The organism is Streptomyces sp. NBC_00038 (assembly GCF_026343635.1).
Taxonomy (GTDB): Bacteria; Actinomycetota; Actinomycetes; order Streptomycetales; family Streptomycetaceae; genus Streptomyces.
In genome coordinates, this window is sequence record NZ_JAPELQ010000001.1 from 8,789,886 (window position 1) to 8,816,221 (window position 26,336).

Annotated in this window: 19 protein-coding genes and 1 pseudogene; 11 read left to right on the top strand and 9 right to left on the bottom strand. The window is 71.8% G+C overall.

Annotation, left to right across the window (positions count from 1 at the left end; all coding sequences use genetic code 11):
• Nucleotides 1-20 precede the first annotated feature (20 nt).
• The 3 genes and pseudogenes from OG219_RS39440 to OG219_RS39450 all read right to left on the bottom strand — a co-directional run.
• A pseudogene (locus OG219_RS39440) lies at nucleotides 21-128 on the bottom strand (pyridoxamine 5'-phosphate oxidase family protein); the annotation flags it as partial.
• Nucleotides 129-322: 194 nt separating this feature from the next.
• The gene (locus tag OG219_RS39445; protein ID WP_266834886.1) at nucleotides 323-979 is read right to left on the bottom strand and encodes a hypothetical protein; all 657 of its coding nucleotides are present in this window, start codon (nucleotides 977-979) and stop codon (nucleotides 323-325) included.
• Between the two features lie 16 nt (nucleotides 980-995).
• The gene (locus OG219_RS39450) at nucleotides 996-1,922 is read right to left on the bottom strand and encodes a hypothetical protein (protein WP_266834888.1); all 927 of its coding nucleotides are present in this window, start codon (nucleotides 1,920-1,922) and stop codon (nucleotides 996-998) included.
• Between the two features lie 201 nt (nucleotides 1,923-2,123).
• Between OG219_RS39450 and OG219_RS39455 the strand changes: the two genes are divergently transcribed.
• Nucleotides 2,124-2,957 (top strand): DUF429 domain-containing protein, encoded by an 834-nt coding sequence (locus OG219_RS39455; protein WP_266834890.1) that lies wholly within the window; start codon nucleotides 2,124-2,126, stop codon nucleotides 2,955-2,957.
• Between the two features lie 3 nt (nucleotides 2,958-2,960).
• Here the strand turns inward: OG219_RS39455 and OG219_RS39460 are convergent, their stop codons facing one another.
• Entirely contained in the window at nucleotides 2,961-4,247 is a 1,287-nt protein-coding gene (locus tag OG219_RS39460) for a vanadium-dependent haloperoxidase (protein WP_266834892.1), read from the bottom strand.
• Between the two features lie 543 nt (nucleotides 4,248-4,790).
• Here OG219_RS39460 and fusA point away from each other — a divergent pair.
• A complete protein-coding gene (gene fusA, locus OG219_RS39465; protein ID WP_266834894.1) occupies nucleotides 4,791-6,923 on the top strand; it encodes an elongation factor G in 2,133 nt (710 codons plus the stop codon).
• A gap of 374 nt (nucleotides 6,924-7,297) precedes the next feature.
• Here the strand turns inward: fusA and OG219_RS39470 are convergent, their stop codons facing one another.
• Together OG219_RS39470 and OG219_RS39475 are read right to left on the bottom strand one after the other, a co-directional pair.
• On the bottom strand, nucleotides 7,298-9,970 hold the full coding sequence (locus OG219_RS39470) for a DUF6493 family protein (protein ID WP_266834896.1): 2,673 nt from the start codon (nucleotides 9,968-9,970) through the stop codon (nucleotides 7,298-7,300).
• On the bottom strand, nucleotides 9,967-11,349 hold the full coding sequence (locus OG219_RS39475) for an SWIM zinc finger family protein (protein WP_266834898.1): 1,383 nt from the start codon (nucleotides 11,347-11,349) through the stop codon (nucleotides 9,967-9,969). Before OG219_RS39475 ends, OG219_RS39470 begins: the two co-directional genes overlap by 4 nt.
• A 107-nt stretch (nucleotides 11,350-11,456) precedes the next feature.
• Between OG219_RS39475 and OG219_RS39480 the strand changes: the two genes are divergently transcribed.
• The gene (locus OG219_RS39480; RefSeq protein WP_266834900.1) at nucleotides 11,457-12,329 is read left to right on the top strand and encodes a PaaX family transcriptional regulator C-terminal domain-containing protein; all 873 of its coding nucleotides are present in this window, start codon (nucleotides 11,457-11,459) and stop codon (nucleotides 12,327-12,329) included.
• A gap of 7 nt (nucleotides 12,330-12,336) precedes the next feature.
• Here the strand turns inward: OG219_RS39480 and OG219_RS39485 are convergent, their stop codons facing one another.
• Nucleotides 12,337-12,759, bottom strand: a complete 423-nt coding sequence (locus tag OG219_RS39485) for a RidA family protein (protein ID WP_266834902.1) — start codon at nucleotides 12,757-12,759, stop codon at nucleotides 12,337-12,339.
• Nucleotides 12,760-12,935: 176 nt separating this feature from the next.
• On the opposite strand from OG219_RS39485, the gene OG219_RS39490 reads away from it, so the two are divergent.
• From OG219_RS39490 to OG219_RS39515, 6 genes are read left to right on the top strand one after another with little or no spacing between them, the layout of a single operon-like run.
• The gene (locus tag OG219_RS39490) at nucleotides 12,936-13,418 is read left to right on the top strand and encodes a cupin domain-containing protein (protein ID WP_266473210.1); all 483 of its coding nucleotides are present in this window, start codon (nucleotides 12,936-12,938) and stop codon (nucleotides 13,416-13,418) included.
• Nucleotides 13,415-14,317, top strand: a complete 903-nt coding sequence (locus tag OG219_RS39495) for an acyl-CoA thioesterase II (protein ID WP_266834904.1) — start codon at nucleotides 13,415-13,417, stop codon at nucleotides 14,315-14,317. Before OG219_RS39490 ends, OG219_RS39495 begins: the two co-directional genes overlap by 4 nt.
• 41 nt (nucleotides 14,318-14,358) lie before the next feature.
• Nucleotides 14,359-16,059 (top strand): AMP-binding protein, encoded by a 1,701-nt coding sequence (locus tag OG219_RS39500; RefSeq protein WP_266834906.1) that lies wholly within the window; start codon nucleotides 14,359-14,361, stop codon nucleotides 16,057-16,059.
• A 19-nt stretch (nucleotides 16,060-16,078) separates the two neighbouring features.
• Nucleotides 16,079-18,463 (top strand): bifunctional salicylyl-CoA 5-hydroxylase/oxidoreductase, encoded by a 2,385-nt coding sequence (locus tag OG219_RS39505; RefSeq protein ID WP_266834908.1) that lies wholly within the window; start codon nucleotides 16,079-16,081, stop codon nucleotides 18,461-18,463.
• A 25-nt stretch (nucleotides 18,464-18,488) separates the two neighbouring features.
• Complete coding sequence (locus tag OG219_RS39510; RefSeq protein ID WP_266834910.1) at nucleotides 18,489-19,271, top strand: cyclase family protein; 783 nt, start codon at nucleotides 18,489-18,491, stop codon at nucleotides 19,269-19,271.
• Entirely contained in the window at nucleotides 19,271-20,911 is a 1,641-nt protein-coding gene (locus OG219_RS39515) for a thiamine pyrophosphate-binding protein (protein ID WP_266834912.1), read from the top strand. Before OG219_RS39510 ends, OG219_RS39515 begins: the two co-directional genes overlap by 1 nt.
• A 20-nt stretch (nucleotides 20,912-20,931) precedes the next feature.
• On the opposite strand, the gene OG219_RS39520 is transcribed toward OG219_RS39515, so the two are convergent.
• Nucleotides 20,932-23,301: an ABC transporter permease gene (locus tag OG219_RS39520; protein ID WP_266834914.1), complete on the bottom strand. Its 2,370-nt coding sequence runs from the start codon at nucleotides 23,299-23,301 to the stop codon at nucleotides 20,932-20,934.
• Nucleotides 23,298-23,990, bottom strand: a complete 693-nt coding sequence (locus tag OG219_RS39525; protein WP_266834916.1) for an ABC transporter ATP-binding protein — start codon at nucleotides 23,988-23,990, stop codon at nucleotides 23,298-23,300. The genes OG219_RS39520 and OG219_RS39525 overlap by 4 nt, the downstream gene beginning before the upstream one ends.
• 221 nt (nucleotides 23,991-24,211) lie before the next feature.
• On the opposite strand from OG219_RS39525, the gene OG219_RS39530 reads away from it, so the two are divergent.
• A complete protein-coding gene (locus OG219_RS39530; RefSeq protein WP_266834918.1) occupies nucleotides 24,212-25,552 on the top strand; it encodes a sensor histidine kinase in 1,341 nt (446 codons plus the stop codon).
• Nucleotides 25,537-26,238 (top strand): response regulator transcription factor, encoded by a 702-nt coding sequence (locus OG219_RS39535; protein ID WP_266834920.1) that lies wholly within the window; start codon nucleotides 25,537-25,539, stop codon nucleotides 26,236-26,238. Before OG219_RS39530 ends, OG219_RS39535 begins: the two co-directional genes overlap by 16 nt.
• The last annotated feature ends 98 nt before the right edge of the window (nucleotides 26,239-26,336 follow it).

Genomic DNA, 26,336 nt, shown 5'->3' on the forward strand with positions numbered 1-26,336 from the left:
GGCTGGATCCGGCCGAGGCTTCAGGCCGGCCGGCGGCCGTCGCGGATCAGCTCGCGGCCGGGCAGCTCGTCCACCTCGCGCCAAGACTGGACGCGGCGTGAGGATATGCGCAACCAGCTGTACGGGGTGATCGACGCACGCTCCGTCGCGGGACGTCAGGTGGGAGGCAGCTCGCGCGCCGGGAGATGTCCATGGCGGTCACGCTAGTTGCGGTTCGAGGGTCGGCGCTTCTCGAATCCTGCTCGGTCCGGTCGCCCGTACGGCCCGGATAGGTTCACGAAGGGGCCCTGCCCCGGTCTCGCTCGTCCGTGTGAGTGCCGCGTCAGCCGCCCGCCAGGACCGTCGGGTGACGAGTCGTCAGCCACGCGCTCGCGCCCGGCCTTGGGTGGACCTCACGCGGCCGACGGAACCCGAGGGGCCGCAGCTGGTCCCCGTGGCGGGCGGAGATCATGACCGCGACGGCGATCGCGTCCTGCGCGTCGACGGTGCGCAGCCCCGGCGCCAGCAGGTCGGCGGCCACGGTGTGGTCCCAGGCGCTGGTGTCGTCCAGCGCGCCGACGACGACCACCTTCCAGTGCGGCACGTCGGGCCACGCCTCCTTCAGCTCCGTCGGCAGCACCGGGCGTTCCTGCGGGCCGATGGCGAGCTCACGGGAGAAGAGGCTGCTGAAGCGGGTGTCGGGGGGCTCGGACCCGGTGCCGGGCGGCAGCCAGATGGCGGCCGCGAGGAGCGTGCCGTCCTCACGCTCGGCCACCCATACCTGGCCCTCTTCGAGAGTGTGGTGGGCCAGCACCAGCCGCATGGCGCTCTGTGTCTGCTCCCAGTCAAGTGCGGAGCACTCCAGGTCCGGGCCCGGACCCGAGAGCGGGGGAGGAGGCGGGGACGGGGCGATCAGGCGCACCACGGCGGGCACGTCCACCAGGCCCGCCGCACGCACGGTCGTCCGAGGACGCAGCTGAAGAGCCGTAGTAACCGTCATGTTCGTGTTCTCCATTTCAGATTGCCCGGCTCGTGCCGGTGAGAAGCCGTGTGGGTAGCAGCCCCGGCACGGTGTCCGGCCTTGTGGGGCGTGGTACGCGGGGCCGGTCGTGGCCGCCGTCGAGGTGGTCGGGATGGTCTTGTGGGGGCTCGGGCCGGCTGAGCAGGACCACCCCGCGGGCGGCGGTCAAGGCGCCGGCGAGGGCGAGCAGGGTGCCGGCCGCGCCGTACTGGAAGCCTTCGCCGAGCAAGGTGATGCCGATGACGGACGCGGTGACCGGGTTGACGAGGGTGAGCAGGGCGAGAGGGCCGCCGAGGCCGCTGCGGTATGCCTTCTGGGAGAGCACCAGCCCCGCCGCGGCGAACGCGACGGTGAGGACCGCCACCGCCGCCACGCTCCAGGACAGCGCCGGCCCGACGGCGAGCTTCTGGGCCAGCGTGGAGCCGACTCCGGAGGCGATGCCGGAGGCCGCCGCGAAGCCGAGGCCGCCAGGGGCGAAGCGGATCAGCGCCGCGATGACGGTGGCGGCGGCGAGTGCGACCAGCAGCACCTCGGTGGTGCCCAGCGTGTTGTCCGGCGCGTTGCCCGAGGCGGTGGCGGTCAGCAGCGCGGTCAGCCCGGCGAGGGTGAGGGCCATGCCGCGCCACTGGGTGCCCGAGGTGCGGCGGCGGGCGGCCAGCGAGCCCAGCGGCACCGCCACCACGAGGGTCAGCGCGCCGAGCGGCTGCACCAGGGTCAGCGGCCCGTACCGCAGGGCGACCACGTGCAGCAGCGCGCCGGTGGCGTTGAGGAGGACGGCCCACCACCACGAGCCACGGGCGAGCGCGCCCCGCAGGTCCGGCGTCCCGGCGGCCGTCCGTTCCTGGACCACGGCGGCTGTGGCGTAGCAGACCGCGGAGACCAGGGAGAGGACGACGGCCAGGAGCACCGGAGAGGCCGTCATCGCGAAGCCCGCGCTACGACGGTCGGGACCAGCTCCTTGGACCCCGCCCCACGCGGCACGTCGGGCTTGCCACTGCTGCGACTGTGCACGCCCCGGGCTCCCATCAATACGAAACGGTTTCGTACACATACGCTACGGTGGCTATGAACGAAACGCAAGCGTTTCTTTAATGGGTCCGTCGCCATCTGGTATTACCGCTGCATGGAGACGGAGCGGTTCATCGGCATCGACCTCGCCTGGGCGCACGGCGGAGCTCGCGCCAAGCCCAATGAGACCGGGGTAGCTGCTGTCGACCGTAGCGGCACGGTGCTCGAGTGCGGCTGGACCCGTGGGATCGAGGAGACGAAGTCCTGGCTTGCCAGGACGGCCGTCGGCGGATCCGCCCTGGCCTTTGTCGACGCACCGCTGGTCGTCGACAATCCGGCCGGCCAGCGACCGTGCGAGCGGGAGGTCGGCCAGAGGTACGGACGTTGGAAGGTGAGCGCGAACAGCACCAACCAGAACTCTCCCCGCCTGGCCGGTGTTCTCCTGCGGGAAGGGCTGCAGGAGTCCGGCTGGGTCTACGACGACGGCAGGGACGGGCCTCCGACGGGCGGGATGGTCATGTCCGAGTGCTATCCGTACACGACCTTGGTCGGGGCCTCCGAGTTCGGCTACGACCAGGAACGCCCCACCTACAAGCGCCGGCCGGTGCGCGTGCCGACGACACGATGGCGGGCCGTGAGGGCAGCGGAGTGCGACAGGCTCATCGCGCGCATGGCGGGCCTGGCCACCGCCGATCCGCCGCTCCTGCTCGCCTCGCACCCGGTCTCCCGCCGGCTGCTCGACGAGCCCTCACCTCAACGGGCCGCCGACTACAAGCACCGGGAAGACCTCATCGACGCACTGCTCTGTGCGTGGACGGCCGCCCTGTGGTCCCGGCACGGGCCGGCGCGCTGCCAAGTGCTCGGAGCGGACAGTCCCGTGCCGCCGGGCCGCGCCGCCACCATCATCGCCCCGGCCCGCCCGGAGCAGCGGCGTGGCAGCGGGGCGTGAAGGTCACCGGCCGACGGGCTGGAAGTAGCGCCCCACCGCCCAACGGGTCACCTCGCGGCCCAGTCGGTTGCCGTCGGTCATCGCCTTGCGGAAGTGGATGCCCAGCCAGATCCGGGCGTTCATCGTCTCCTGGTTCAGCGCGTCCGCGGTGGCGTAGTGCCGGGTCGTTCCGGTGACGGCCGAGTCCACCGTCAGGTCGATGTGCCGCGCCCCGAACAGCTGGCTGAGGCCGGCCGCGGTGGGCCCGGTGAGGCAGGCGTGCCCACTCGGGTACTCCGGGTAGGGCGGGGTCGGCACCAGTGGGCTCCATGCCGGATCGGGCGTGGTGGCCGGGTTGCCGTCGGTGTCGGCGAGCTGGATCGCCGTGACGGGACGCCAGTAGGCGTGGTCGTACTTGCCGCGCCAGCAGGCGATGGCCGCGTCCGCGGCGGTCGCGTTGAGGAGGGCGAACATCCGCGCGCTGTCGTCGATGCCGAGATGGCGGCGGGTGGCCAGGTCACGGAACGCGGTCTGGTACTGGCGGGGCACGTTGTCGTTCCAGAACCTGGCGGTCTCGGTCTGCGCCGGCGTCCGCGTACCCCCGGAAGCCGCGCCCATCGCCTTCACCTCGGCGAAGTCCCGTGCGTACGCGGTGCTGTTGAGGGCGTAGGGGCCGGGCAGCCGGATCTGGATCGGCGACTTGAGCAGCAGGGGCCGTACGAACCCGAGCCAGGGAACCGCCATCGGCGCGAACGCGGGCGGCGTCGGACGCCACACCCCCGGCGCGGGGGTCACGTCCAGCGTCACATCGGCGTTGCGGCCGTCGCCCGTGCGCAGCCGTACGAGGGTGGCGGCGGCCGCCTCTCCCGCCCGGATGCCGTGGGTCCTGCCGACGCCCTCGGGGATCTTCGCGAGGGAGGCGGCGTAGTCGGAGCCGAGAGCCTGCGCGGACGCCGGGAAGTAGTGGCTGAGGACCTTGTACGCGGCCGTCGCCGCGGCGGCCTGTGGGGAGGCGTGCCGGTGGGCGCGCGGCTGCTTCGCGTACGGCGCGTACCTGCCGTCCACGGCCGCCACCGCGTCGTGCACGGCGATCGAGACGAAGCCCAGATACAACTGCCCCACCGGCGACGCCTGTTGCGCTTCCGTGAAGATCGTCCGCACCGCGACGGCGTTCCACTCCGTGATCACCACCGGATCCGCGGCCGTCGGGCGAGGAGATGCCTGCGCGCTGCCCACCAGTGCGGTTGAGGTCGCGACCGCCATCGACGTGGCGAATCCGACGGCCAGTCGGAAGAGTGTTCGGACAGCCATGACGCCCCCAACCGGAGCCGGTCGGCGGGGTGTTGAGATGGATCCGCTGCTACGCCGTCGGCTCGGTCCCGTCAATCTCCTCGCGCCGCCGATGCTCGTCAAGGTTCCTCACAGGCCGGCGACGGACAGGCCTGTGACGGGCAAGGACGAGGCTCGGGCACCAGTTCGGTGCGGAGGCCTGTCGTGCGAGGCGGAAAAATCCGGTGCCCCGCCCCCGTCCGGTTCCCTACACTCGCCCCACCACGCGCACCGCGTACCACCGCGGCGCGCCCCGTGACGAATGAGGGGAGCCCGGCCATGCGTTACCGCACCGCTGTTGTTGTTCCCCCGTCGCGGTACGAGGTGATCCTCGTGTCTTCGGGTGTCCGGTGCCGGCTGCGCGGCCGGGACCGGATGACCCTGACGAACACCTGATCTCTGCACGCCCCGCCCCGCATGCGCGTCCTTCCGTGGTTGCGCCGGTTCGGGAGTGCCGTAGGTCATGGCCCGTTCGTCCGGGAATTGCGCCGACCCCTTCTGGATCATTCTGAAAGGCCATGGGCCGTGCGTACCGAACTGCACCGCGATCTCGTCAACCCGCTGACCACCGTCCGTAATCTGGGCATCCTCGCCCACGTCGACGCCGGCAAGACCACCGTCACCGAGCGGATCCTGTATGTCACCGGGACCACGCACAAGCGGGGCGAGGTCCATGACGGCACGACCGTCACGGACTTCGATTCGCAGGAGCGTGACCGTGGCATCACCATCTTCGCCGCGGCGGTGAGCTGTGCCTGGGACGGGCATCGGATCAATCTCATCGACACCCCGGGACACGTCGACTTCTCCGATGAGGTCGCACGGTCGCTGCGGGTGCTCGACGGGGCGATCGCGGTGTTCGACGCCGTCGCGGGGGTCGAACCGCAGAGTGAGTCGGTGTGGCGGCAGGCCGACCGGTACGGGGTGCCGCGCATCGCCTTCGTGAACAAGCTGGACCGTGCCGGCGCCGACCTGGACGCGGCGGTCGAGTCGATCCGGGAGCGGCTGCATCCGGCCCCGCTGGTCCTACAGCTGCCGATCGGCGTGGAGGACGGGTTCAGCGGGGTCGTCGATCTGCTGCGCATGCGGGCGCTGGTCTGGGTCGACGGCCGTGACTCGGTCGAGGAGGGGCCCGTACCCGATGGCCTGCTCGAAGAAGCCCGGCGGCGGCGTCGGGTGCTGGAAGAAGCGGTCGCCGAACTCCATCCCGGCGCACTGGAGGAGTTCTGCGCGGAGTCCGACCTCTCCGCGCGGACCCTCGAAGGCGCACTGCGCGACCTGACCCGCACCGGTGACGGTGTGGTCGTGCTGTGCGGCTCGGCCTACCGGAACCGGGGGATCGAACCGCTGCTGGACGCCGTGGTGGCGTACCTGCCCTCGCCGTTGGACGTGCCCGCCGTGCGGGGTGTCCGCGGCCGGGACGGCGGGGAGGAGGAACGGGCCGCCGATCCGGCGGCGCCGTTCGCGGCGCTGGCGTTCAAGGTGAACGCCACTGCCACCGGGCGGCTGACGTACCTGCGGGTGTACTCGGGAACGATCGGGAAGGGAGAAGCCGTGGCAGTGTGGGACGCGGGCGCGTTGCGCACCGAGCGGATCGGCCGGATCCTGCGCGTACAGGCCGACCGGCACGCCCAGTTGGACCGGGCGGTGGCCGGGGACATCGTCGCGGTGGTCGGGCTGAAGGCCGTCCGTGCCGGTGCGACCGTGTGCGCGCCGGGGGCTCCGCTGGTCCTGGAACCGCCGACCACGGCGGAACCGGTCGTCTCCGTCGCGGTCGAGGCCAGTACCCGAACCGATACGGACCGATTGGTGTCGGCGCTGGCGCGGCTGGTCGAGGAGGATCCCTCGCTGGTCGTACGGACCGACCCCGAAACCGGTCAGACCGTGCTGTCCGGCATGGGCGAACTGCATCTGGAGGTGGCGGTGGAGAAGATCCGGCGCGCCCACGGGCTGGACGTCCGGGTCGGCCGGCCGAAGGTGGCGTACCGGGAGACGGTCGTACGCGGGGTCACCGGACACGTCCACCGACACGTCAAACAGGACGGTGGCGCCGGGCAGTTCGCGCATGTCGTCCTCGACGTGGAACCGCTGCCGGTCCCCTCGGTCACGACCATCGACGGTGCGACGGGCTTCGAGTTCCGGTCGGTCGTCGTCGGCGGACGGGTACCGCAGGAGTACGTCCGGGCCGTGGAGGCCGGTTGCCGGGACGCGCTGGGCGAAGGGCCGCTCGGCGGTCATCCGGTGACGGGGCTGCGCGTTGTCCTGACCGACGGCGCCACCCATCCGAAGGACTCTTCGGAGATGGCGTTCCGGACGGCCGGGCGGCTCGCGCTCAGGGAGGCACTGCGCGCGTGCGCGGTGGTCATCCTGGAACCGGTGGTCGAGGTCACGGTCACGGCACCCGACGACGCCGTCGGCGGGGTGCTCGGCGACCTGGCCGCCCGCCGCGGCCGGGTCTCCGGCTCCACCACACGAGGCGGAGCGGGCACGGCCACGGTGGTGCTCACCGCCACCGTGCCGCTGGCCGAGCTGTTCGGTTACGCGACCCGGCTCCGCAGCCGGACGCAGGGCCGGGGAGTCTTCACCACCCGGCCGGTCGGCTACGCCCCGGCGACGGCATCGGGCTTGGCGTCCGACGGGACTCCGGTCGTCCGGTAGCCGTGGTGACGGTCCCGCCCGAAAACGGGCGGGGCCGTTCCCGCGTCTCCTCAGTGCAGCGCGTCGCGCGGCAGCCTGGCGTTCTTGACCACCCGGCCCGTCGGCTACGCCCCGGCGACGGCATCGGGCTTGGCGTCCCATGGGACTCCGGTCGCCCGGTAGCCGTGGTGATGGTCCCGCCCGTGAGCGGGCGGGGCCGTTCCGGCGTCTCCTCAGTGCAGCGCGTCGCGCGGCAGCCTGGCGTTCTTGACCACCCGGCCCGTCGGCTACGCCCCGGCGACGGCATCGGGCTTGGCGTCCGACGGGACACCGGCTGCCCGGTAGCCGTGGTGATGGTCCCGCCCGTGAGCGGGCGGGACCGTTCCCGCGTCCCCTCAGCGCAACGCGTCGCGCAGCAGCCTGGCGTTCTTCACCACCTGGCTCGACGCGCTGCGCTCGGCCACCGCTGTGACCTCGGTGATCTCTCCCTTGGCCTCGCAGCGTGAAGCGCACTCGACGGCGAGTGAGAGGAGGTGTGCCGTGCCCCGGACGGGGGTTTCGCGCAACAGGCCGGGCAGGGCGGCTTCGAGTACGGACCATACGGTGGCGTAGGCGCCCGTCTCGGCGGCGGCACGCAGGGAGTCGCTTGCTTTGTCCGCGTGGGGCCACCCGTGGTTCAGCAGCGCCTCCAGTTGGCGGCCGAGCAGTCCCGTGTCCAACTGTCTCCGTGCGGCGAGCACCAGCACGGCGTCCACCACCGCGTCGCTCTCCATCTGCCAGATCAGTCCGAACGCCAGCGCGAGGTGCACCGAGTAGCCGGCGGGACCGCCGGACTCCACGACGTACGGCAGATTGCGGGGCCACCCTCGCTGGGACATGCGCGGCTCGAAGTAGTCGCGGGCCATCAACTCCTCGCGGTGGTGCGGCAGTTGTGCCACCCAGAAGGGTGCCATCGGGTCGGCCAGGCCTCGGTTGCCGACGTACGGCCCGAGCAGGGCCGCGGCGACCGGCGGCAGCGGGGGATCGAGGACCGCTCCGGGCCGCGCGGGTGTCCACCACCCCTGCGACGCGGGCTTCGGCGGCTTGCAGTGGGGCCACCCCTTCGGCTCCGAATCCTGGTGCGCCGGGCCACCCTCGCGCAGCCAGCGTGCCAGCCGCTGCCCGGCGTCGGAGCCGAGAGCCCCGGCCGCGCGCAGCACCTGTTCGTCCGGCGTCGGGATGACGCGCAGCAGAGCCTGTGCCAGGTCCACCGGCGCGGGGGTGACGCCGAGTTCGTCGAGCGCCGAGATCCGCTCCACCAGGACGGCGGCATCCAGCGCGCCGGTGGTGAGGGTCGGCACGGCCAGCAGGAAGGGCTGTGTGCCGGACTCGATGACGTCCATCGCCTCGATCAGGCGCGCCGCGAGCATCGAGCCGGCCAGCGAGTGGCTGTCGCTCGGGCCGGTCCGCGTGACGTGGACGGCCCGGCGCATCATGACGGCCCGTCGCCTCGGCTCGTCACCCCGCACCGCGCTCGCCACGTCGTAGAGGTCGGACTGCACCCAGTCGACATTGCTCCTCGGTTCCCTGCGCACGACCGGCTTCAGCGCCTCGGCCAGCGCGGTCCGGTCGAGGTGGGCGTGCCGGACCAGTCCGTCCAGGGCGCGCTCGAACGCCACCACGTCCCTGTCGTTCGCGACGACGGCCGCGACCTCCTGCGCCACCTCGGCTGCCGTCGCGATGGGGCCCGGCACCGGGCGGGGTTCGGGAACGGCGGGCAGCACGTCCGCGTATGGCTCGGTGGCAGTGTCCCGGGGTGCGCCGAGCAGTTCGGCGGCCCGTGCCGAGAGCCCCGGGCTGAGTTGTCCGGCGGCCGCCCGCAGTTCCGGCAGCGCCGACCCGCCCGCGGCCTTGAGATGTTGTGCGACCAGCTTGAGCGCCTGCTCCTGCAGTGTCATCTCCCGGTGGCCGAAGGTCATCGCCGCGTCGACCAGTGCCCGGCCCGCTCGCGCCGGATCCCGCCGTGCCACCCGGCCGAGCCATCCGAGTTGGGCGCGCACGAGCTTCTTCTCCGGGCGGAGCAGGACCCGTTCGCACGCCTCGGTGAGCAACTCGGGCTCCAGCAAACCCGCCTTGTCCAGCCCGGTCAGGACGTCCTGGGCGTACGTGGCGACCGGCAACGACCGGTCCAGCAGCGCCAGGTAGTCCCTCACCACGAGCGCCTCCTCGGCCGGAGTGGAGGCCAGGGCCCGCAGAAACGCCAGGAAGGGCGCGATCTCCGTGCGCGTGCCGTCTTCGAGAAGACACCCGAGAAGATGGTCGACCAGCGCGGCGCGTTCGCGGGCCACCCCGGCGTGTTCGGCCGGGGTGAGCGCGAGTGCATCCAGCGTGACCACCGCCCGCGTCCCGTGCGGCGGATCGCCGACCATGTCCGCGAAGAGGTTGTGGATCAGCTCGTCACGGTCCACGACGCCTTCGGCAGCGAGGCCGATGAGCGCTTCCAGCGGCCGTTCCGACGTGTGCCAACCGAAGACGAGGCGCCCCGGCCGGGCCACGGCCAGTGGGAGGAGCTTCGGGGTGAAGTCGTCCGCGCGCAGCCGCTCCAGGAAGTCGGCACCCGGTGCTCCGCCGAGCACCCGCGGGTGCCGCTCCTGGTTGTCGGCGCGGTCGGACAGCCAGGCCAGGAGGAACTCGTGCGAGTCCGGCAGCGGACATCCGGTGTCGCGGACGAGGTGCTCGGTGACCGCGAACACCGCACCGGCGGTCGTCGCCCGTTCGCCGAGGTGCGCGACCAACTCGGCTCGCCATGCGGCGGGGTACAGGTCCAGGAGGTCCACTGCCCAGGCGTCCATCGTGAAGTACGGGTACGTCCGGATCCAGGCCGCCGTGGCCTCGGGGGTGACCTGACACCCCAGTCGGGCGGCGAACAGGGCGATCCTCTCCGCCTCCGTGTTCTCACGCCGGACGATGACCTCGAACAGGGCTGTCAACTCGGCGGTGCACGCCCCTCGCTGATCCGGCGTCAGCGCACCCAGTTCCCGGACCACTCCGGCGACATCGCCGGCCGTCACACGTTCGACCAGCTTCATCGTGCCGCCTCCGTCGCCGCGTCCCGGACCATGCGCACGGCGAGCGCGTGCGTACACGGCCCGCGCCCTCCCCGGTACTTCGCCCACCACAGACACGTGCAGCTCAGTTGCCCCGTGTCGTCGGCGCGTACGAGATGGCCGTGGTCGCCCTTGCCGACCGACGCCAGCGCGCCGTCCAGCCGTACGGCCCCGTCCGCGACCAGCGCCCGCGCGCGCCGCAGCCTGGGGTTGCGCGCCTCCGCGTCGCCCACCGAGTACGGCAGGTGCCGGTGGAAGTACGCCTCCTCCGCGAGGTCGTAGCCGACCTGGCCGGACGCCCCGAGGACCGTCAGCGCGGCGCGCACCCGGCCGGCGGGCAGATCGGCCTGCCGGGACAGTTCGGCCACGTCGATCCTCGGCTCCCAGGCCAGCAGCGCCGAGACCAGATCCGCGTCGTCCGCCGCCGCGCCGGTGGCGAGGTCGTGGAGTACGCCGCCCTCGCCGGAGAACCCCCGTGAGGCGTTCTGGGAGAGCAGCAACGTCAGCCGCATGCCTGGCAGTTGGAGCTCCCAGGCGACGGCTGCCGCGTCGGACTCCGCGAGGTCCGGGGTGTACACCCGCACGGTCGTCGCGTGCCGCAGCACCTGCTGGAGCGCCAGCAGTCGTTCGGGGCCCGGCAGGCACACGGCGTCCGGCGCCGGCCTGCTCGTGGGGCGCAGGGTGCGGCCGCCCACGGGCACCACCCAGCGCGTCGTGCGGGCACCGGACCGGAGGGTGGGCCGTGGCAGGGTCCGCAGGAAGGCGGCCGCCTCCGTTGCCGGTACCTCGGCGCGCAGGGTGAAGCCCGCCGCGAGCACCTGTGCTTCGGCGAAGCCGCGTAACCAGCGCTCCGGCAGCGGGACTTGTCTCTCCACGAACCGGCCGTCGAAGGTGGTGACCGCCAACTCGTCGGGTCCGACAGTCAGATGCAGCGGATCGAGCCCGCCGAGCCTGGCGAGCGCCCGCCGGAGGGGGAGGTTGATGTCGACGTTGGTCGTGCCGTGGCCGACGTCGTCGCCGTCGAGGCCGGGCGCGAGCACGTCGAGGCGGGCGTATGCGCCGCAGCAGCCGGAGAAGGACTCCATCCGCAGCCGGTCACCGTCGGCCGTCACCACCGGGTCCAGCGAGACCGACGCGGCGGGCCGGTAGTAACGGGCGGCCGCGATGTCGGCGACCGTGAGCAATGCCGCCGCCGCGACGGCCGGCGCCGTCAGGAATCCGCTGAACAACCGCGGATTGGCAGCCTCGCCTGCCGGTGTGGCACCACCGGAGGTCTCCAGCGCGAGGGTGCGCCGCCCGGCCGAGGACTCGTGCACGGCCGACGGATGTAAGTAGGCGTAGGACTGTATGTGTGAGGTCACGCGGCCACGTTACGACCGCGCGCCGACAGGGCGGCGAGAGCCGTTGGCAGGCACCGGGCGTGCCCGCGACGTGTTCGCCGACGGCGACTGATGGCTATCGTGCTGGCATGACAGCGGATCTTCAGCCGGTCACGGTTGCCGCCGGCGGTGGCGACACCCGCCTCGGCCAGCTGATCATCACGGTCTTCGGGCTGTACGCGCGAGGCGAGCACAACTGGCTCTCGGTCGCGTCCGTGGTGCGGCTCATGGCGGACCTCGGGGCGGAGGGGCAGGCCGTACGGTCGGCGATCTCCCGGCTGAAGCGTCGCGGGGTGCTCCGTAGCGAGCGCCACGAGAACGCGGCCGGCTACTCCCTCGCGGACCCGACCCTGGAGGTGCTCGCCGAGGGCGACGTGCGGATCTTCGAGCGGGCCCGGGCCGTCGCGGACGACGGCTGGCTCGTCGTCGTGTTCTCCGTGCCCGAGTCCGAGCGCGAGAAGCGGCACGCGCTGCGCACGAGCCTGACCCGCCTGGGCTTCGGCACCGCCGCGCCCGGGGTGTGGGTGGCGCCGGGGAACCTGGCGGGGGAGACGCGGCGGACCCTGGAGCGCCGCGGGCTGTCCGCGTACGTGGACATCTTCAGCGGCGACCACTTCGCCTTCGGGGACCTGCGGTCGAAGGTCCGCGCGTGGTGGGACCTGGACGAACTCACCGCGATGTACGCCGACTTCCTGCGGCGCTACCGCCCCGTCCTCGACCGGACGTCGGCGGACGGGACGACGCCCCTGGAGGCGTTCCGGACGTACATCCCGATGCTCACTCAGTGGCGGCGGCTGCCCTACCGCGATCCGGGACTCCCGCTGGCACTGCTGCCCCCGGAGTGGAACGGGGTGACCGCGGGAGCGATGTTCGACGAGCTGAACGAGGCGCTGGGCGGGCCGGCGCGTGAGCACGCGATGCTGGTCGTCCACGGGGCGGGACAGCCGTACCGGCAGGCGTAGGAACCGCCTATCCGCGCGGTGCCCGGAGCCGGTCCTCGGGGATCACCGCGACACCGAGGATCTCGATCATCGCTTCCGGCTGCCACAGGGCCGTGCAGCCGATACCGGCCATGGCCGGGTACACGGCGCCGGCGAGTTCGCGCCAGACCTCGCCGATCTCCTTGCCGTGGGCCTGGTAGTCGGGGATGTCGGTGAGGTAGATGGTCACGCTGACCAGGTCCCCGGGCTCGCCCCCCACCTCGCGGAGCGTGGTCAGCACGTTGCCGAAGGCTTGGCGGAACTGCTCGACGATGCCGCCCGGCACGATCTTCATGTCGGCGTCGAGGGCGGTCTGTCCGCCCAGGTGGAGCGTGTTTCCCGCGAGGGTTCCGTGTGAGTAGCCGCGCGGCGTCGGCAGGGCGTCCGGGTTCACGGCGACGGGGGAAGTCATGCGGCGGGCCTCCAGGGGAGTTCGGACCGGGTTCCGATCCGTCCGGCGATGCGTATTGACAATAAATGACGACGGTGAAAAATACGAGACATGACGCGCTCGGTCCCGCTCCCCCGGCAGCACCGGAACCGACGCGCCAACGGCCCGTCCCACCACGACCGAAACGGAGCCGACCCGTGGAGCCCGACCTCAGCAAGTACCGCCTCGAAGGCGACAACTCGATGTACCGACTGCCCAGCGGTCTCGTCGCCCCCGTCGTGACCCGCGGCGGCTCCGAGGACGGGGGCACCGCGGACTCGGGCGGGGCCGTCCGGATCTCGGGCGTGAGCATTCAGCACACCCCGGCCACCAGACTCTGGTTCGGCAAGGTCAGCAACGATCCCGGCTACCGCTCGGTCACCCACCACCACGGCGAGGCCGAGACCGGCGGCTACGTCCTGTCGGGCCGGGCGCGCATCTACTTCGGCGAGAAGTTCGAGGACTACGTCGACATGGAGGAGGGCGACTGGGTCTTCGTACCGCCCTTCATGCCGCACGTCGAGTGCAACCTCTCCCGCACGAAACCACTGACCTGGATGACCACCCGGACACCGGAGAACATCGTCGTGAACCTCCCCGACGTCGCCGACGCCGACCTGCGCGACTGGCTCGACCGATGACCACCGCCGACGCCACCTCGGAGCCCTTCACCAGGGCCATCGCGCTGACGCCCGCCGAGCCCGAGCACTTCGACCTCGCCTTCACCGCCGTCACCCAGCCGTGCCCGTGGCCCAAGGCGTACGGCGGCGATCTGGTCGCTCAGGCCGCCGCCGCGGCGATGCGGTCGGTGACCGACGGCAAGACGCTGCACTCGATGCACAGCTACTTCCTGCGCCCGGCCGACATCGGGGCGAGCGTGCGGTACGAGGTGGAGGTGCTGCGCGACGGCCGGGGTTACAGCACCCGGCAGGTACGCGGCTACCAGAACGGCAAGCCGCTCTATGTCTGCCTGGCCAACTTCGCCGCCGGTGAGCCCGGCGGGATCTTCGAGACCCAACTCGCCGAGGTCGTCCCGGGTCCCGAGGAGCTGCCCGATTCGGCCGCCTACCTCGCGGAGCGCGCCGGCGGCACGATGACCGAGGAGTCGAAGGCCTACTGGTCCGGCGGCCGCAGCTTCGACATGCGGCATGTGCCCGGCCCGGTCTACTTGACCATCGAGGGGAAGCAGGTGCCGCACCAGGCGGTGTGGCTGAAGCCCTTCGACCCGCTGCGGTCCGTCGAGGGACTGACCGACGCCCAGCGGGACCTGGCCGCGCTCGCGTACGTGTGCGACTACACGATCCTCGAACCCGTCCTGCGGGTGCTCGACCTGCCCTGGGCCAAGCCCGGGCTCATCACCGCCAGCCTCGACCACGCCATGTGGTTCCACCGCCCCGGACCGGTGGACGACTGGCTCCTCTACGTCCAGGAAGCGGTGGCCGCGGACGCGGGCCGCGGACTGGGCACGGGCCGCTTCTTCACGCGCGACCACCGTCACCTGGCCACAGTCGTCCAGGAGGGCATGATCCGCACCGCCTGACCCGCCGCCCCCGTCGGCGGGCGCCCGGAAGGACTCCTCCGTTGAATCCTCCGTCACCTCTCCCGAATCCCCATCCGAACCTCTCGGCCTCGGCACACCTGGACACCTTCGCCCGCGACCACCTGCCGCCCGCGCACCTGTGGCCGACGATCGAGTTCACCACGCCCGAACTCCACTACCCGGACCGGCTCAACGCCGCGACCGAGCTCATCGACATCCCCGTATCGAGGTACGGGGCCGACCGCCCGGCGCTGCGTACGCCAGCCGGGGAGACCTGGACGTACGGCCAACTCCTCCAACGGGCCAACCAGGTTGCCCAGGTGCTGACCGAGGACCTCGGGCTGGTTCCCGGGCAGCGGGTCATGCTGCGATCGCCCAACAGCCCCTGGGCGGTGGCGTGTTGGCTCGGCGCACTCAAGGCCGGTGGCGTCGTCGTCACCACCATGGCCGCACTGCGGGCCCGCGAGATCGCCCCGGTCGTCGAGCGGACTCTGCCCTCCGTGGCTCTCGTGGACCACCGGTTCGCCGAGGACGCCCACGCCGTCCGCGACACCGCACTGCCGTCGCTCACGGTCGTGGAGTTCGGCGGCACCGGCCCGGAGGATCTCCTCAGCCGTGCCGCGGCCAAGTCGGGCGAGTTCACCAATGTGGAGACCGCCGCGGACGACGTGGCGCTTCTCGGGCCGACGTCCGGCAGCACCGGTGTCCCGAAGATCACCATGCACTTCCACCGGGACATCCTCTCGATCGACAACACCTTCGGCCGCCACACTCTGAACCTCGTCCCGGACGATCTGGTCGCCTGTACCGCCCCCTTCGCCTTCACCTTCGGCCTCGGCATGCTCGTCGTCTTCCCGCTGCGGGCCGGCGCCTGCGCCCTGCTCACCGAGGCCGCCACCCCGCCGCAGCTCGCGGAGATCGTCGAGCGGGAGGGTGTCACCGTGCTCGCGACGGCGCCCACGGCCTACCGGGCGATCGTGCGGGCGGGCCAGGAACAGCGGCTCGCCGGGCTGCGCGCCGGGGTGTCGGCCGGCGAACACATTCCGCAGGACACCTGGGAGCGGCTGCGGGACACGCTCGGGCTCAGGGTCATCGACGGCATCGGCGCCACCGAGCTGCTGCACATCTTCATCTCGGCCGCAGGTGACGACATCCGGCCCGGTGCCACCGGGAAGCCGGTACCCGGGTACCGCGCGGCCGTCCTCGGCCCCGACGGCGCGGAACTCGGCCCGGGGGAGGCGGGGTTGCTGGGCGTCATCGGTCCGGTCGGCTGCCGCTACCTCGGCGACGAACGCCAGAAGGACTACGTCGTGAACGGCTGGAACGTCACCGGTGACGTCTTCCACCGGGACGAGGACGGCTACTTCTTCTACCGCGCCCGCAGCGACAACATGATCGTCTCCTCGGGCTACAACATCGGCGGGCCCGAGGTCGAGGCCGCCGTCGACACCCACCCCGATGTGCTGGAGTCCGCCGTCGTCGGCCGTCCCGACGCCGAGCGCGGCTCGGTCGTGTGCGCCTTCGTCGTACTCCGCGACGGTGTGCCGGGCGACGCCGCAAAGGCCAAGGAGATCCAGGACCACGTCAAACAGGTCCTGGCTCCCTACAAATACCCGCGTGACGTGCGGTTCCGCGACTCCCTGCCGCGCAACACGAGCGGCAAGCTCCAGCGCTTCGCACTCCGGAAGATCATCGAGGCCGAGCAGGCCGCGGCGGCTGCCTTGCCCGACGGCGAGCAGTGAAGTGAGAGGAACAACCCCCTTGAAGATCGCGATCGTTGGCGGTGGCCCCGGCGGCCTCTACTTCGCTGCTCTCATGAAACAGCTCGACCCGGCCCATGACATCACCGTCTGGGAGCGCAACGCCCCCGACGACACTTTCGGCTTCGGCGTGGTCTTCTCCGACGAGACACTCGGTGGCATCGAGAACGCCGACACCGAGTTCGCCGACGCCATGGCACGGCGGTTCGCCCGCTGGACCGACATCGACATCCACTTCCGCGGCGAGAGCCACACCGTCGGCGGCCAGGGCTTCGCCGCCATGAGCCGCAAGGAGCTGCTCCGTCTGCTCCAGGAGCGCTGCGACGCCCTCGGGGTCGACGTGCGCTTCCGGACACCGGCACCCGAGAACCTGTCCGCCTCGTACGACCTGGTGGTCGCCGCCGACGGCGCCAACTCCCGTATCCGGGCCGCCCATTCGGATGTCTTCGGCCCCACCCTGGACCAGCGCCGCAACAAGTACATGTGGCTCGGCACCGACCGGGTCTTCGAGGCCTTCCAGTTCTTCGTCAAGCAGACCGAGTGGGGGACCATGCAGGTCCACGGCTACCCCTACTCCGACAGCGGCTCGACCTTCATCGTGGAGATGCACGAGGACGTCTGGCGCCGTGCCGGCTTCGACTCCACCGAGGGCGTCGAGTTCGCACCGGGCGTCTCCGACGAGCAGGCCGTCGAGCGCGTCCGCGGACTCTTCGCCGGGGAACTCGCGGGTCACCAGGTCTTCGCCAACAACTCGAAGTGGCTCAACTTCACCACCGTACGCAACGAACGGTGGCACCACGGCAACCTCGTCCTCGTCGGCGACGCCGCGCACACCGCGCACTTCTCGATCGGTTCGGGGACCAAGCTGGCGATGGAGGACTCGCTCGCCCTCGCCGCCTGCCTGCACGAACACCCGGACGTGGAGGCCGCGTTGACGGCCTACGAGACCGAGCGGCGGCCCGTCGTCGAGTCCACCCAGCGGGCCGCCCAGGCTTCGCTGGAGTGGTTCGAGAACATCGGTATGTACGTCCATCAGGAGCCGACCCAGTTCTGCTTCAATCTGCTCACCCGGTCGCGCCGCATCACGTACGACAACCTCCGCGCCCGCGACGAGGAGTTCGCCGCCCGCGTCGACACCGCCTTCGCCGCGGCCCAGGGACAGGGGCAGGAGCTCGACGGCGGTACGCCGGCGATGTTCCAGCCTTTCCGGCTGGGGGAGTTGGAGCTGAAGAACCGGGTCATCGTCTCCCCGATGGACATGTACTCCGCGGTCGACGGCGTGCCCGGCGACTTCCATCTCGTCCATCTCGGGTCCAAGGCCATGGGCGGCGCCGGACTGGTGATGACGGAGATGGTCTGCACCTCGCCCGAGGCCCGGATCACCCCCGGCTGCGCGGGGCTGTGGACCGACGAACAGCGCGACTCCTGGGCAAAGGTCGTGTCCTTCGTCCATGACCGGAGCACCGCGCGCATCGGCCTCCAGCTGGGCCATGCGGGCCGGAAGGGTTCCACCCGGCTCATGTGGGAGGGGATGGACGAGCCGCTGCCGTACGGCAATTGGGAGACCGTCGGACCGTCGCCGCTGCCGTACGGCAGCGGATCGGCCGTTCCGCGTGAGGTGACCCGGGCCGACATGGACCGGATCGTCCAGGACTTCGTCGGCGCCGCGCGACGTGGTGCCGAGGCGGGCTTCGACCTGCTCGAACTCCACTGCGCGCACGGCTACTTGTTGTCCTCCTTCCTCTCGCCGGTCGCCAACCACCGCACCGACGAGTACGGGGGCGCGCTCGAGAACCGGCTCCGGTTCCCGCTGGAGGTCTTCGACGCCGTGCGCGCCGCCTGGCCGGCCGGGCGGCCGATGGTCGTGCGGCTCTCCGCGACCGACTGGGTGCCCGACGGCAACACCGAGCACGACGCCGTCGAGATCGCCCGCGCGTTCATCGCCCATGGCGCGGACGCGATCGACGTCTCCTCGGGCCAGATCACCGCGGACGAGCGGCCCGCGTACGGCCGCTCCTACCAGACACCGTTCGCGGACCGGATCCGGCACGAGGTCGCCGCCGCCACCGGGACGGCGGTCATCGCGGTCGGCGCCATCGCGTCGTACGACGACGTGAACTCGATCCTCCTTGCGGGGCGCGCCGACCTGTGCGCCCTGGGCCGCACCCACCTCTACGACCCGCACTGGACCCTGCACGCGGCGGCCGAGCAGGAGTACCGGGGCGACGCCGCCGAATGGCCGGTGCAGTTCGCGGCCGGCCGCCGCAAGCCGCCGACCTCGCGCACCGACGCCGTACGGCCCCGGCTGTCGCTGCTGCGGGCCGACGAGTCCGACCGGAACGTGCATCTGCGCTGGACGCCGCCGCGCGAACCGGCGAATGTGTGACGCGTCGTCGTCCCAGGAGGTCCACATGCCCCAGCCGTCCGTCCTCCCCGCCCTGGTGGCCGCGTTGCGGGAGGGGTCGATCGAGGTCGTCGACCTCACCTCGCCGCTGTCCGCGTCCACGCCGGTGATCCAGCTGCCCCCGGAGTTCGGCCAGACCGCGGTGTTCGAACTGGAGGAGATCAGCAGGTACGACGACCGGGGTCCGGCCTGGTACTGGAACAACTTCCGCAGCGGCGAGCACACCGGCACCCACTTCGACGCACCGAACCACTGGGTCACCGGGAAGGACCTCGGCGACGTGGCGTCGGTGCCGGCGCGAAAGCTGATCGCGCCGGCCGCGGTCCTCGACTTCTCAGCCGAGGCCGCCGAGGACCCCGACTTCCTCGTCGAGGTGGACCATGTGAAGGCCTGGGAGGCCGAGCACGGACCGCTGCCCGACGGCGGCTGGCTGCTGCTGCGCACCGGCTGGGACGCCCGTTCGCACGCGCAGGAGCCGTTCCTCAACGCCGACGAGAACGGCCCGCACACCCCCGGCCTGTCCCCGGAATGCGCCCGCTGGGTGGCCCAGGAGGCGCCGGTCATCGGCCTCGGCGTCGAGACGGTGGGCACCGACGCCGGAGCCGCGCACTCCTTCGACCCGGCCTTCCCCTGCCACTCGTACCTCATGGGCAGCGGCAAGTACGGGCTGACGCAGCTGCGGAACCTGGCGGCGCTGCCGCCGACCGGTGCCGTCGTCGTCGCGGGACCACTGCCCATCGTCTCCGGGTCCGGCGCTCCGGCACGCGTACTCGCACTGGTGGAGCACTGATGAAGGTCGCTGAAGCCGTCGGACGGGCGCTGGCCGCGGCCGGGGTCGACCGCGTCTTCGGTGTCGTCGGGTCCGGCAACTTCCATCTCACCAACGGCATGGTCGCGGCGGGCTCGCGGTTCGTCGCCGCGCGCCACGAGGGCGGCGCGGCGACGATGGCCGACGCGTACGCGCGGATGAGCGGCAGGGTGGCGGCGCTGACCGTGCATCAGGGCCCCGGCCTGACCAACGCCCTCACCGGAATCACCGAGGCCGCCAAGAGCCGTACGCCGCTTGTGGTGTTGGCGGCCGAGGCGACCGAGCCGCGATCCAATTTCCACGTAGACCAGGAGGCACTGGCGCACGCGGTGGGCGCGGTTGCGGCGCGGGTGACTTCGGCGCAGGACGCGGTCGAGCAGGCGTGTGCCGCCGTACGACGTGCGCTGCACGAGCGGCGGACCGTGCTGCTCAACCTCCCCCTGGAGGTGCAGGCCCTGGACGTCCCCGACGGTGCGTCGGGCCTGGCCGCCCCGCCCGGCGAGCGGGCGGCGGTCGAGCCGGCGGCGGCCGACACGGCAGCGCTGGTGGAGCTGCTGGAGCGGTCTCGTCGCCCTGTCTTCGTGGCCGGCCGGGGAGCGCGCACGCCCGGTGGGCGGGACGCCCTCGCCGAACTCGCCGAGCGCCACGGCGCGTTGCTCGCGACCTCGGCCGTCGCCCGCGGGCTGTTCCACGGCAACCCGTGGTCGCTCGACGTGTCCGGCGGCTTCTCGTCGCCCCTGGCGGCCGAGTTGATCCAGGAGGCGGACCTGATCGTCGGCTGGGGCTGCGCGCTGAACATGTGGACCATGAGGCACGGCCGGCTGATCGGCCCGGACACGACCGTCGTACAGGTCGACGACGACACGTCGGCACTCGGGGCGCACCGGGAGGTGAGACTCGGCGTCACCGGCGACGTGGAACTCACCGCGCGGCGCGCGCTCGACGCGGGTGGCGGGCAGCGGCAGGGGTACAGGACGGCCGACATCGCGGCGGCCATCTCCGCACGGGTGCGCTGGCGGGATGTGCCGTACGAGGACACCGGCACCCGTGAGCGGATCGACCCGAGGACGCTGAGCATCGCCCTCGACGACCTTCTCCCCGCCGAGCGGGTGATCGGCGTGGACTCCGGCAACTTCATGGGCTACCCGAGCATGTATCTGTCGGTCCCCGACCACAACGGCCTCTGCTTCACCCAGGCGTTCCAGTCGATCGGCCTCGGGCTCGCGACCGCGATCGGCGCGGCGCTCGCCCACCCGGACCGTCTGCCGGTGGCCGCCCTCGGTGACGGCGGCGCGCTGATGAGCGCCGTCGAACTCGACACCGTACGGCGGCTCGGGCTGCCGATGGTGGTCGTCGTGTACAACGACGACGCCTATGGGGCGGAGGTCCACCACTTCGGGCCCGACGGACACCCGCTCGACACGGTCGAGTTCCCGCCGACGGACATCGCGGCCGTGGGCCGGGGCTACGGCTTCGAGACGGTGACCGTGCGCACGTCCGCGGACCTGAAGGCCGTAGGCGACTGGGTGGCCGGGCCACGGTCGGCGCCGTTGCTGATCGACGCCAAGGTGGTCAGCGACCGCGGTGCCTGGTGGCTCGAGGAGGCGTTCCGCGGTCACTGACCAGTCGCGCGCGGGAGCCGCTACTCCGTGCGCAGAGCCGTCGCCGTGCGGGTCTTGGCCGCCCAGCTTGCCGGAAGCAGGGCGCCGAGGAGGGCGATCGTGATGCCGGCGAGGCCCAGCAGCAGCAGTTGCCAGGGTTCGTACACATCGAGGATCGACGGGGGCAGGTTGGTGCCCGCGGCGTGGCCCATCACCGGCAGTACGTAGCCGTGCAGGGCGAATCCGAGCGGGACGCCGACCAGACCGCCGAGTACGCCGATCCCGGCGACCGAGGCGAGTACGAGGCTCACGGTCTGCCGTGGTGACATGCCGAGTGCCTTGCAGACGCCGAGGTCGTGGACGCGCTCCCGGGTGTCGAGGACCGCGGAGTTGAGCACGCCGAGGCCGGCGACCGAGACCAGCATGAGGGTGAGGAGAACCGCCATCGCCTCCAGGATGAGGATCATGTTCTCGCCCTCCGACGGGGAGTTGGCCATGACGTCGCCGCCCAGCGGCTGCACCACCGCTTTGAGCTGTGTGGCGTACTGGGTGGGGGAGACGCCCGGCTTCACGTCGACGAGGAAGGAATCGGGCTTGGCCCCGGCGAAGTTGGCGAGGTCCGCGTGGAGATGGAGACCGTCGTTCGAGGTGTCGAAGGCCTCGCCGACGATCCGCAGCGTCTCGGTGTCCTTCTCGTAGGTCACCCGCACCGTGTCACCGATCTCGGTGCCGGTCCTGTCCAGGAAACCCGTGGGCACCACGACCTGCCCCGCACCGGTGATCCAGTGCCCGTCGATCATCTCGTAGGCGGCCGCCCCCAGATCACCCTGGTAGAAGCTGGCCTCGATCGAGCCGGAGAGCCCGGCAACGGTGACCTCGGTCCGCGACATGCCGTAGTACGAAGCGGTGCCCGCCTGGGCCTCGATGGCCGCGCGCACCTTCGCCGGGTCGACGGCAGGGGCCTCGGACTTGCCCTGCCCAGGGGCGGGTTCGCCACGGCCGATGGAAGGCCGGCCGCTGAATACGGTGACCGCTGCGCTCTCCTCGGGATCCGCCGAGTTGCCCACCGCGTTCAGCGACGCGGTCAGTCCCACCGCGAACGTCGCCGTGACCGTGCCGAAGGCCACCGCGAGCAGCATCGCGACCGTACGGACCGGATGGGCGAAGGGACTCGCGAGCCCGTACGTCACCGCCCGCGGCAGCGGCAGCCGCCCGGCCGCGCGGTGAGCCCACTGACCGCGCCCCGTACGCGGCGCCCGGCCGACCGCGATGGCCTCGACCGTACGCAGCCGCCCGGCCCGCAGCGCGGGGACCAGCGCCGAGATCCCGACGATGGACAGCGCGACCGCCGGCACCACGACGTCCACCCACCAGGCCACCGTCAACGAGGCGCTGCCGTACGCCTGCTCGGTGTCCTCCAGGAGCGGCACGGCCAGCAGGTTTCCGAGCACGACCCCGAGCGCGATACCCGCGCAGGCCGGGATCAGCGCCTGGGCCACATAGGCGCGCACCACCTCGCGCGGTGTGAAGCCGATGGCCTTGAGGATGCCGATCCTGCGCAGGCTGGTGCCGACCGCGCCGCTGACCACACTGCCGACGATGATGACGGACATGATGATGCCGAGCACGCCGAAGGCGATCAGGAACGGGATGGTCGCCGCCGCGCCCTGGTCGGCGGCGCGCTTGGTGTCCAGATAGGACGTGGTGCCGATCAGCGCCCCGGACGGTACGGCGGCGGTGAGCGTCTTGCGGTCGGCGGCGATCTGCCCCTTCGTGTCCGCGGAGTCGAAGCGGTACAGCATCTGACTCGTGACCGGACTGTCCTTCGACGCAAGCGCCTTGACCTGCGCGGGTGTCGCCCACGCGTCGGCGGTCCTGCTGGCCGAGATGGCGAGGCCGACGACCGTCAGGGTCGGGGCGTCCACGGCGTCCGAGGTCTTGAGGGTGGAGCCGAGCTTGAAGGCGGGTCCGGCGAACGTCGCGGACAGCACGACCTCGCCCGGCTTCGTCGCCCACCGGCCGGACCTGAGGTCCACGTCGTCCACGTCGGCCCGGGGGTCGGACCGGCCGACCAGCGTCAGCGCGGGCGAGTTCGCCCCGCCGATCGAGGTGGTGGGGTACGGCCCCGCGGTCGCGGTGACTCCGTCCAGCTCGCCGGTGGCCTCGAGTTGCGCCGTACTCACCTTGGCCGGATCGAACTCCGCGGTGAGGTGAGCGCCGTGCTGCGCGGCGAAGGCGTGGTCGAAGGGCGCGTTCGCGGCGATCATGAGCGATCCGGCGACCACGGCGGAGGCCACGGCCATCATCGTGGCAATGGCGATCACCACGGTCTGCACCCGGCGCCGGCCCACCCCGGAACGTACGACCCGGCCGAGCGCGCCGGAGCCGAAACCGGAGCCGAAGCGGCTCATCGGACGGCCTCCGCATGCGTGTCGAGGGAGAGGTGGCCGTCGACCAGATGAATCGTGCGGCTCGCACAGGCCTCCGCGAGGGCCAGGTCGTGCGTGACGAGCACGATGGTCTGCCCGCCGCGGTGCAGGTCCACCAGCAACTCCCGTACGTCCTGGCCCGAGGCGGTGTCGAGGGCGCCGGTCGGCTCGTCGGCGAGCAGCAGCGCAGGCCGGTTGACGAGCGCCCTGGCCACCGCGACCCGCTGGCGTTCGCCGCCGGAGAGCCGGCCGGGGTAGGCGCGGGCGTGCTTCTGGATGCCGAGCACCTCCATGAGCTCACCGGCCCTGGCCGCCGTCTTCCGCCGTGCCGCGCCCGCCAGTTGGGCGGGGAGCTGGATGTTGTCGGTGACGGTGAGGTCGTCGAGCAGATTGAAGAACTGGAAGACCATGCCGATCTGCTCGCGCCGGAACCGGGCCAGCGCGTGCTCGCTCAGGTCGTCGAGCCGGCGGTCGGCCACGGTCACGGAACCCTCGGTCGCCTTGTCCAGGCCGGCCACGAGGTTCAGCAGCGTGGACTTGCCGCTGCCGGAGGGGCCCGTCACGGCGAGGGCCTCGCCCTTGGCGACGGAGAGCGTGAGCGGTCCGAGCGCGGGTGTGCCGGAGCTGTCGTAGCGCTTGGCCACGTTCTCCAGTTGGATCACCTGGGTCATGGGAGTCGTCCGTCCTTGGGTCCGAGAGGCCTCGTGCCTTTCCCGGCGCCAGTGAACGTAGGGGCGGGCGCTGTTCGGCCGCGTCGGCCGCGGCACCGACATGCCGCCCTCCCCGCGGAGGACCCGGACACGGGGTCATCCCTGCGAAGTACGCCTCGGGGACAGCACCCTGGTCGCGCAGACGGACGCGGGCCGGGGCGGGTGGGCCACACAATGTGCTGATGGGGATGGAGACGGAGGACCGGCGTGGTTGGCGTCAGCAACTGCGCGACGCGCTGCGGCCGGAGGCGAAGCCCGCCCCGCTGTCGCGGCGGGCGGTGTGGGCCGATGTGCTGCTGGCGGTCGTACTGACCGTCGTCGCACTGATCGTGGCGGCGCGCTATCCCGGTGACGGGCCGGTACGCATCATCTCGAGGGACGAGTACGGGATCCCCGTCCCGCCGCGGCCGCCCGAGCCCGGTGGATTACCCGCTGATTTGGTCGAAGTCCGCGAACCTGCTTCCGTCCCCTGGCCCCTGGTGGTCCTGTCGGCGCTCCCGCTGGTGGCCATGCGCAGGTATCCGCTGGCCGTGTTCGCGGTGGTGCTCGTTGCGGCACTAGCCATCGGTGACGACGCCTCCTGGATCAACGTGCTGACCATCGTCGTCGGCGCCTACAGCGCCGTCATGTACAGCCGTTACCGGGCGGGGGCGTTGGCCGCCATGGTCGTCGCCGCCGTGCTGGCCGGAGCCACGTTCCGGGAGGCGGAACCCATGCTCCCGGCGTGGTCGAGCCCCGCGGTCGTGCTGCTGGTCGCCGGGGTGGCGGCCGGCCTGGTCCGTTTCTCGCGGCGGCGCCTTGCGGCCAGCCGGGACCGGTTCACGCGGCTGCAGAAGGCGCAGGAGGAGACCATGCGCCGGGCCGTCGAGGAGGAGCGCGCCCGGATAGCCGCCGAACTGCATGACGTGGTGACCCACAATGTGAGCGTGATGGTGATCCAGGCGGGCGCGGCACGCAAGGTGATGGACGCGGCGCCGGAGCGGTCCAAGGAGGCACTGCTGGCGGTCGAGGCCGGGGGCCGCGCCGCCATGGCCGAACTCCGCCATGTGATGGGCCTGTTGGCCGCCCCCGACACCGGCCTCTCCGACAGCCCCGCCGACGGCCTAGAACCGCAGCCCGGCCTCGGCCAGCTCGACGCCCTGACCGAGCGGGTACGGGCCGCCGGGACGCCGGTCAACGTCGCGATGTCGCTGCCGCCGGACCCGTTGCCGCCCGGGGTGGAACTCGCGGCGTACCGCGTCGTGCAGGAGGCGCTGACCAACACGATCAAACACGCGCCGGGCGCCGACGCGTCCGTCATGATCGGCTACGCCGACGCCTGTCTGGAGATCGAGGTCATGGACACCGGAGCCGCCTACGACTCCCCGTCCGCGGACACCGGCTCCTCGCCGGCCGACGGCACCGGCCGCGGGCTGATCGGGCTGCGCGAGCGACTGGCGGTGTACGGCGGCGAACTCACGGCCGGTCCGACCCTCGCCGGCGGATACCGGATCAAGGCCCGAGTCCCGTGGCGGACAGCGTGAAGGCGCCGCCCCTGCGTGCCGTCATCGCGGACGACCAGGCCCTGGTGCGTACGGGCTTCGGCATGATCCTCACGGCCGACGGCATCGAGGTGACGGCCGAGGCGGCCGACGGGGCCGAGGCGGTCGCGGCCGTCCGGCGCACCCGGCCCGACGTCGTCCTCATGGACATCCGGATGCCGCGGATGGACGGCATCGAGGCGACCCGGCGGATCCTCGACGGCGACGGTTCGCAGGGCACGCGGGTCATCATCCTCACCACCTACGACCTCGACCACTACGTCTACGCCGCGCTCACCGCCGGCGCCAGCGGCTTCCTGCTCAAGGACGTCACCCCCGAGCATCTGGTGGGCGCCGTACGCCTGGTGCAGTCCGGCGACGCCCTGCTCGCGCCCGCGATCACCCGCCGGCTGATCGAACGCTTCGCCCACCGCGAAGAGGACCGGTCGGTCACTCTCCACCGCGACCTGTCGTGCCTGACCCCCCGCGAGCTCGAAGTTCTCCGCCTGCTCGCCACGGGCCTCAGCAACGCCGAGCTGGCGGACCGTCTGTTCCTCAGCCCGACCACGGTGAAGACGCACATCGGCCGCATCCTGTCGAAGCTGGACCTCCGCGACCGCGTCCAGGCCGTCGTCCTCGCCTACGAGACCGGGCTGATCTCGCCGGGCGGCTCGACGGGGACCGGCTGAGGCCCGGCCGTACAAGGCGCTCCACCCTCCCCGCCCTCTGGACATCCCTTGGTTCTGCCGCAACCATGAAGAGCAACTCCATACGGTATGCAATCTAC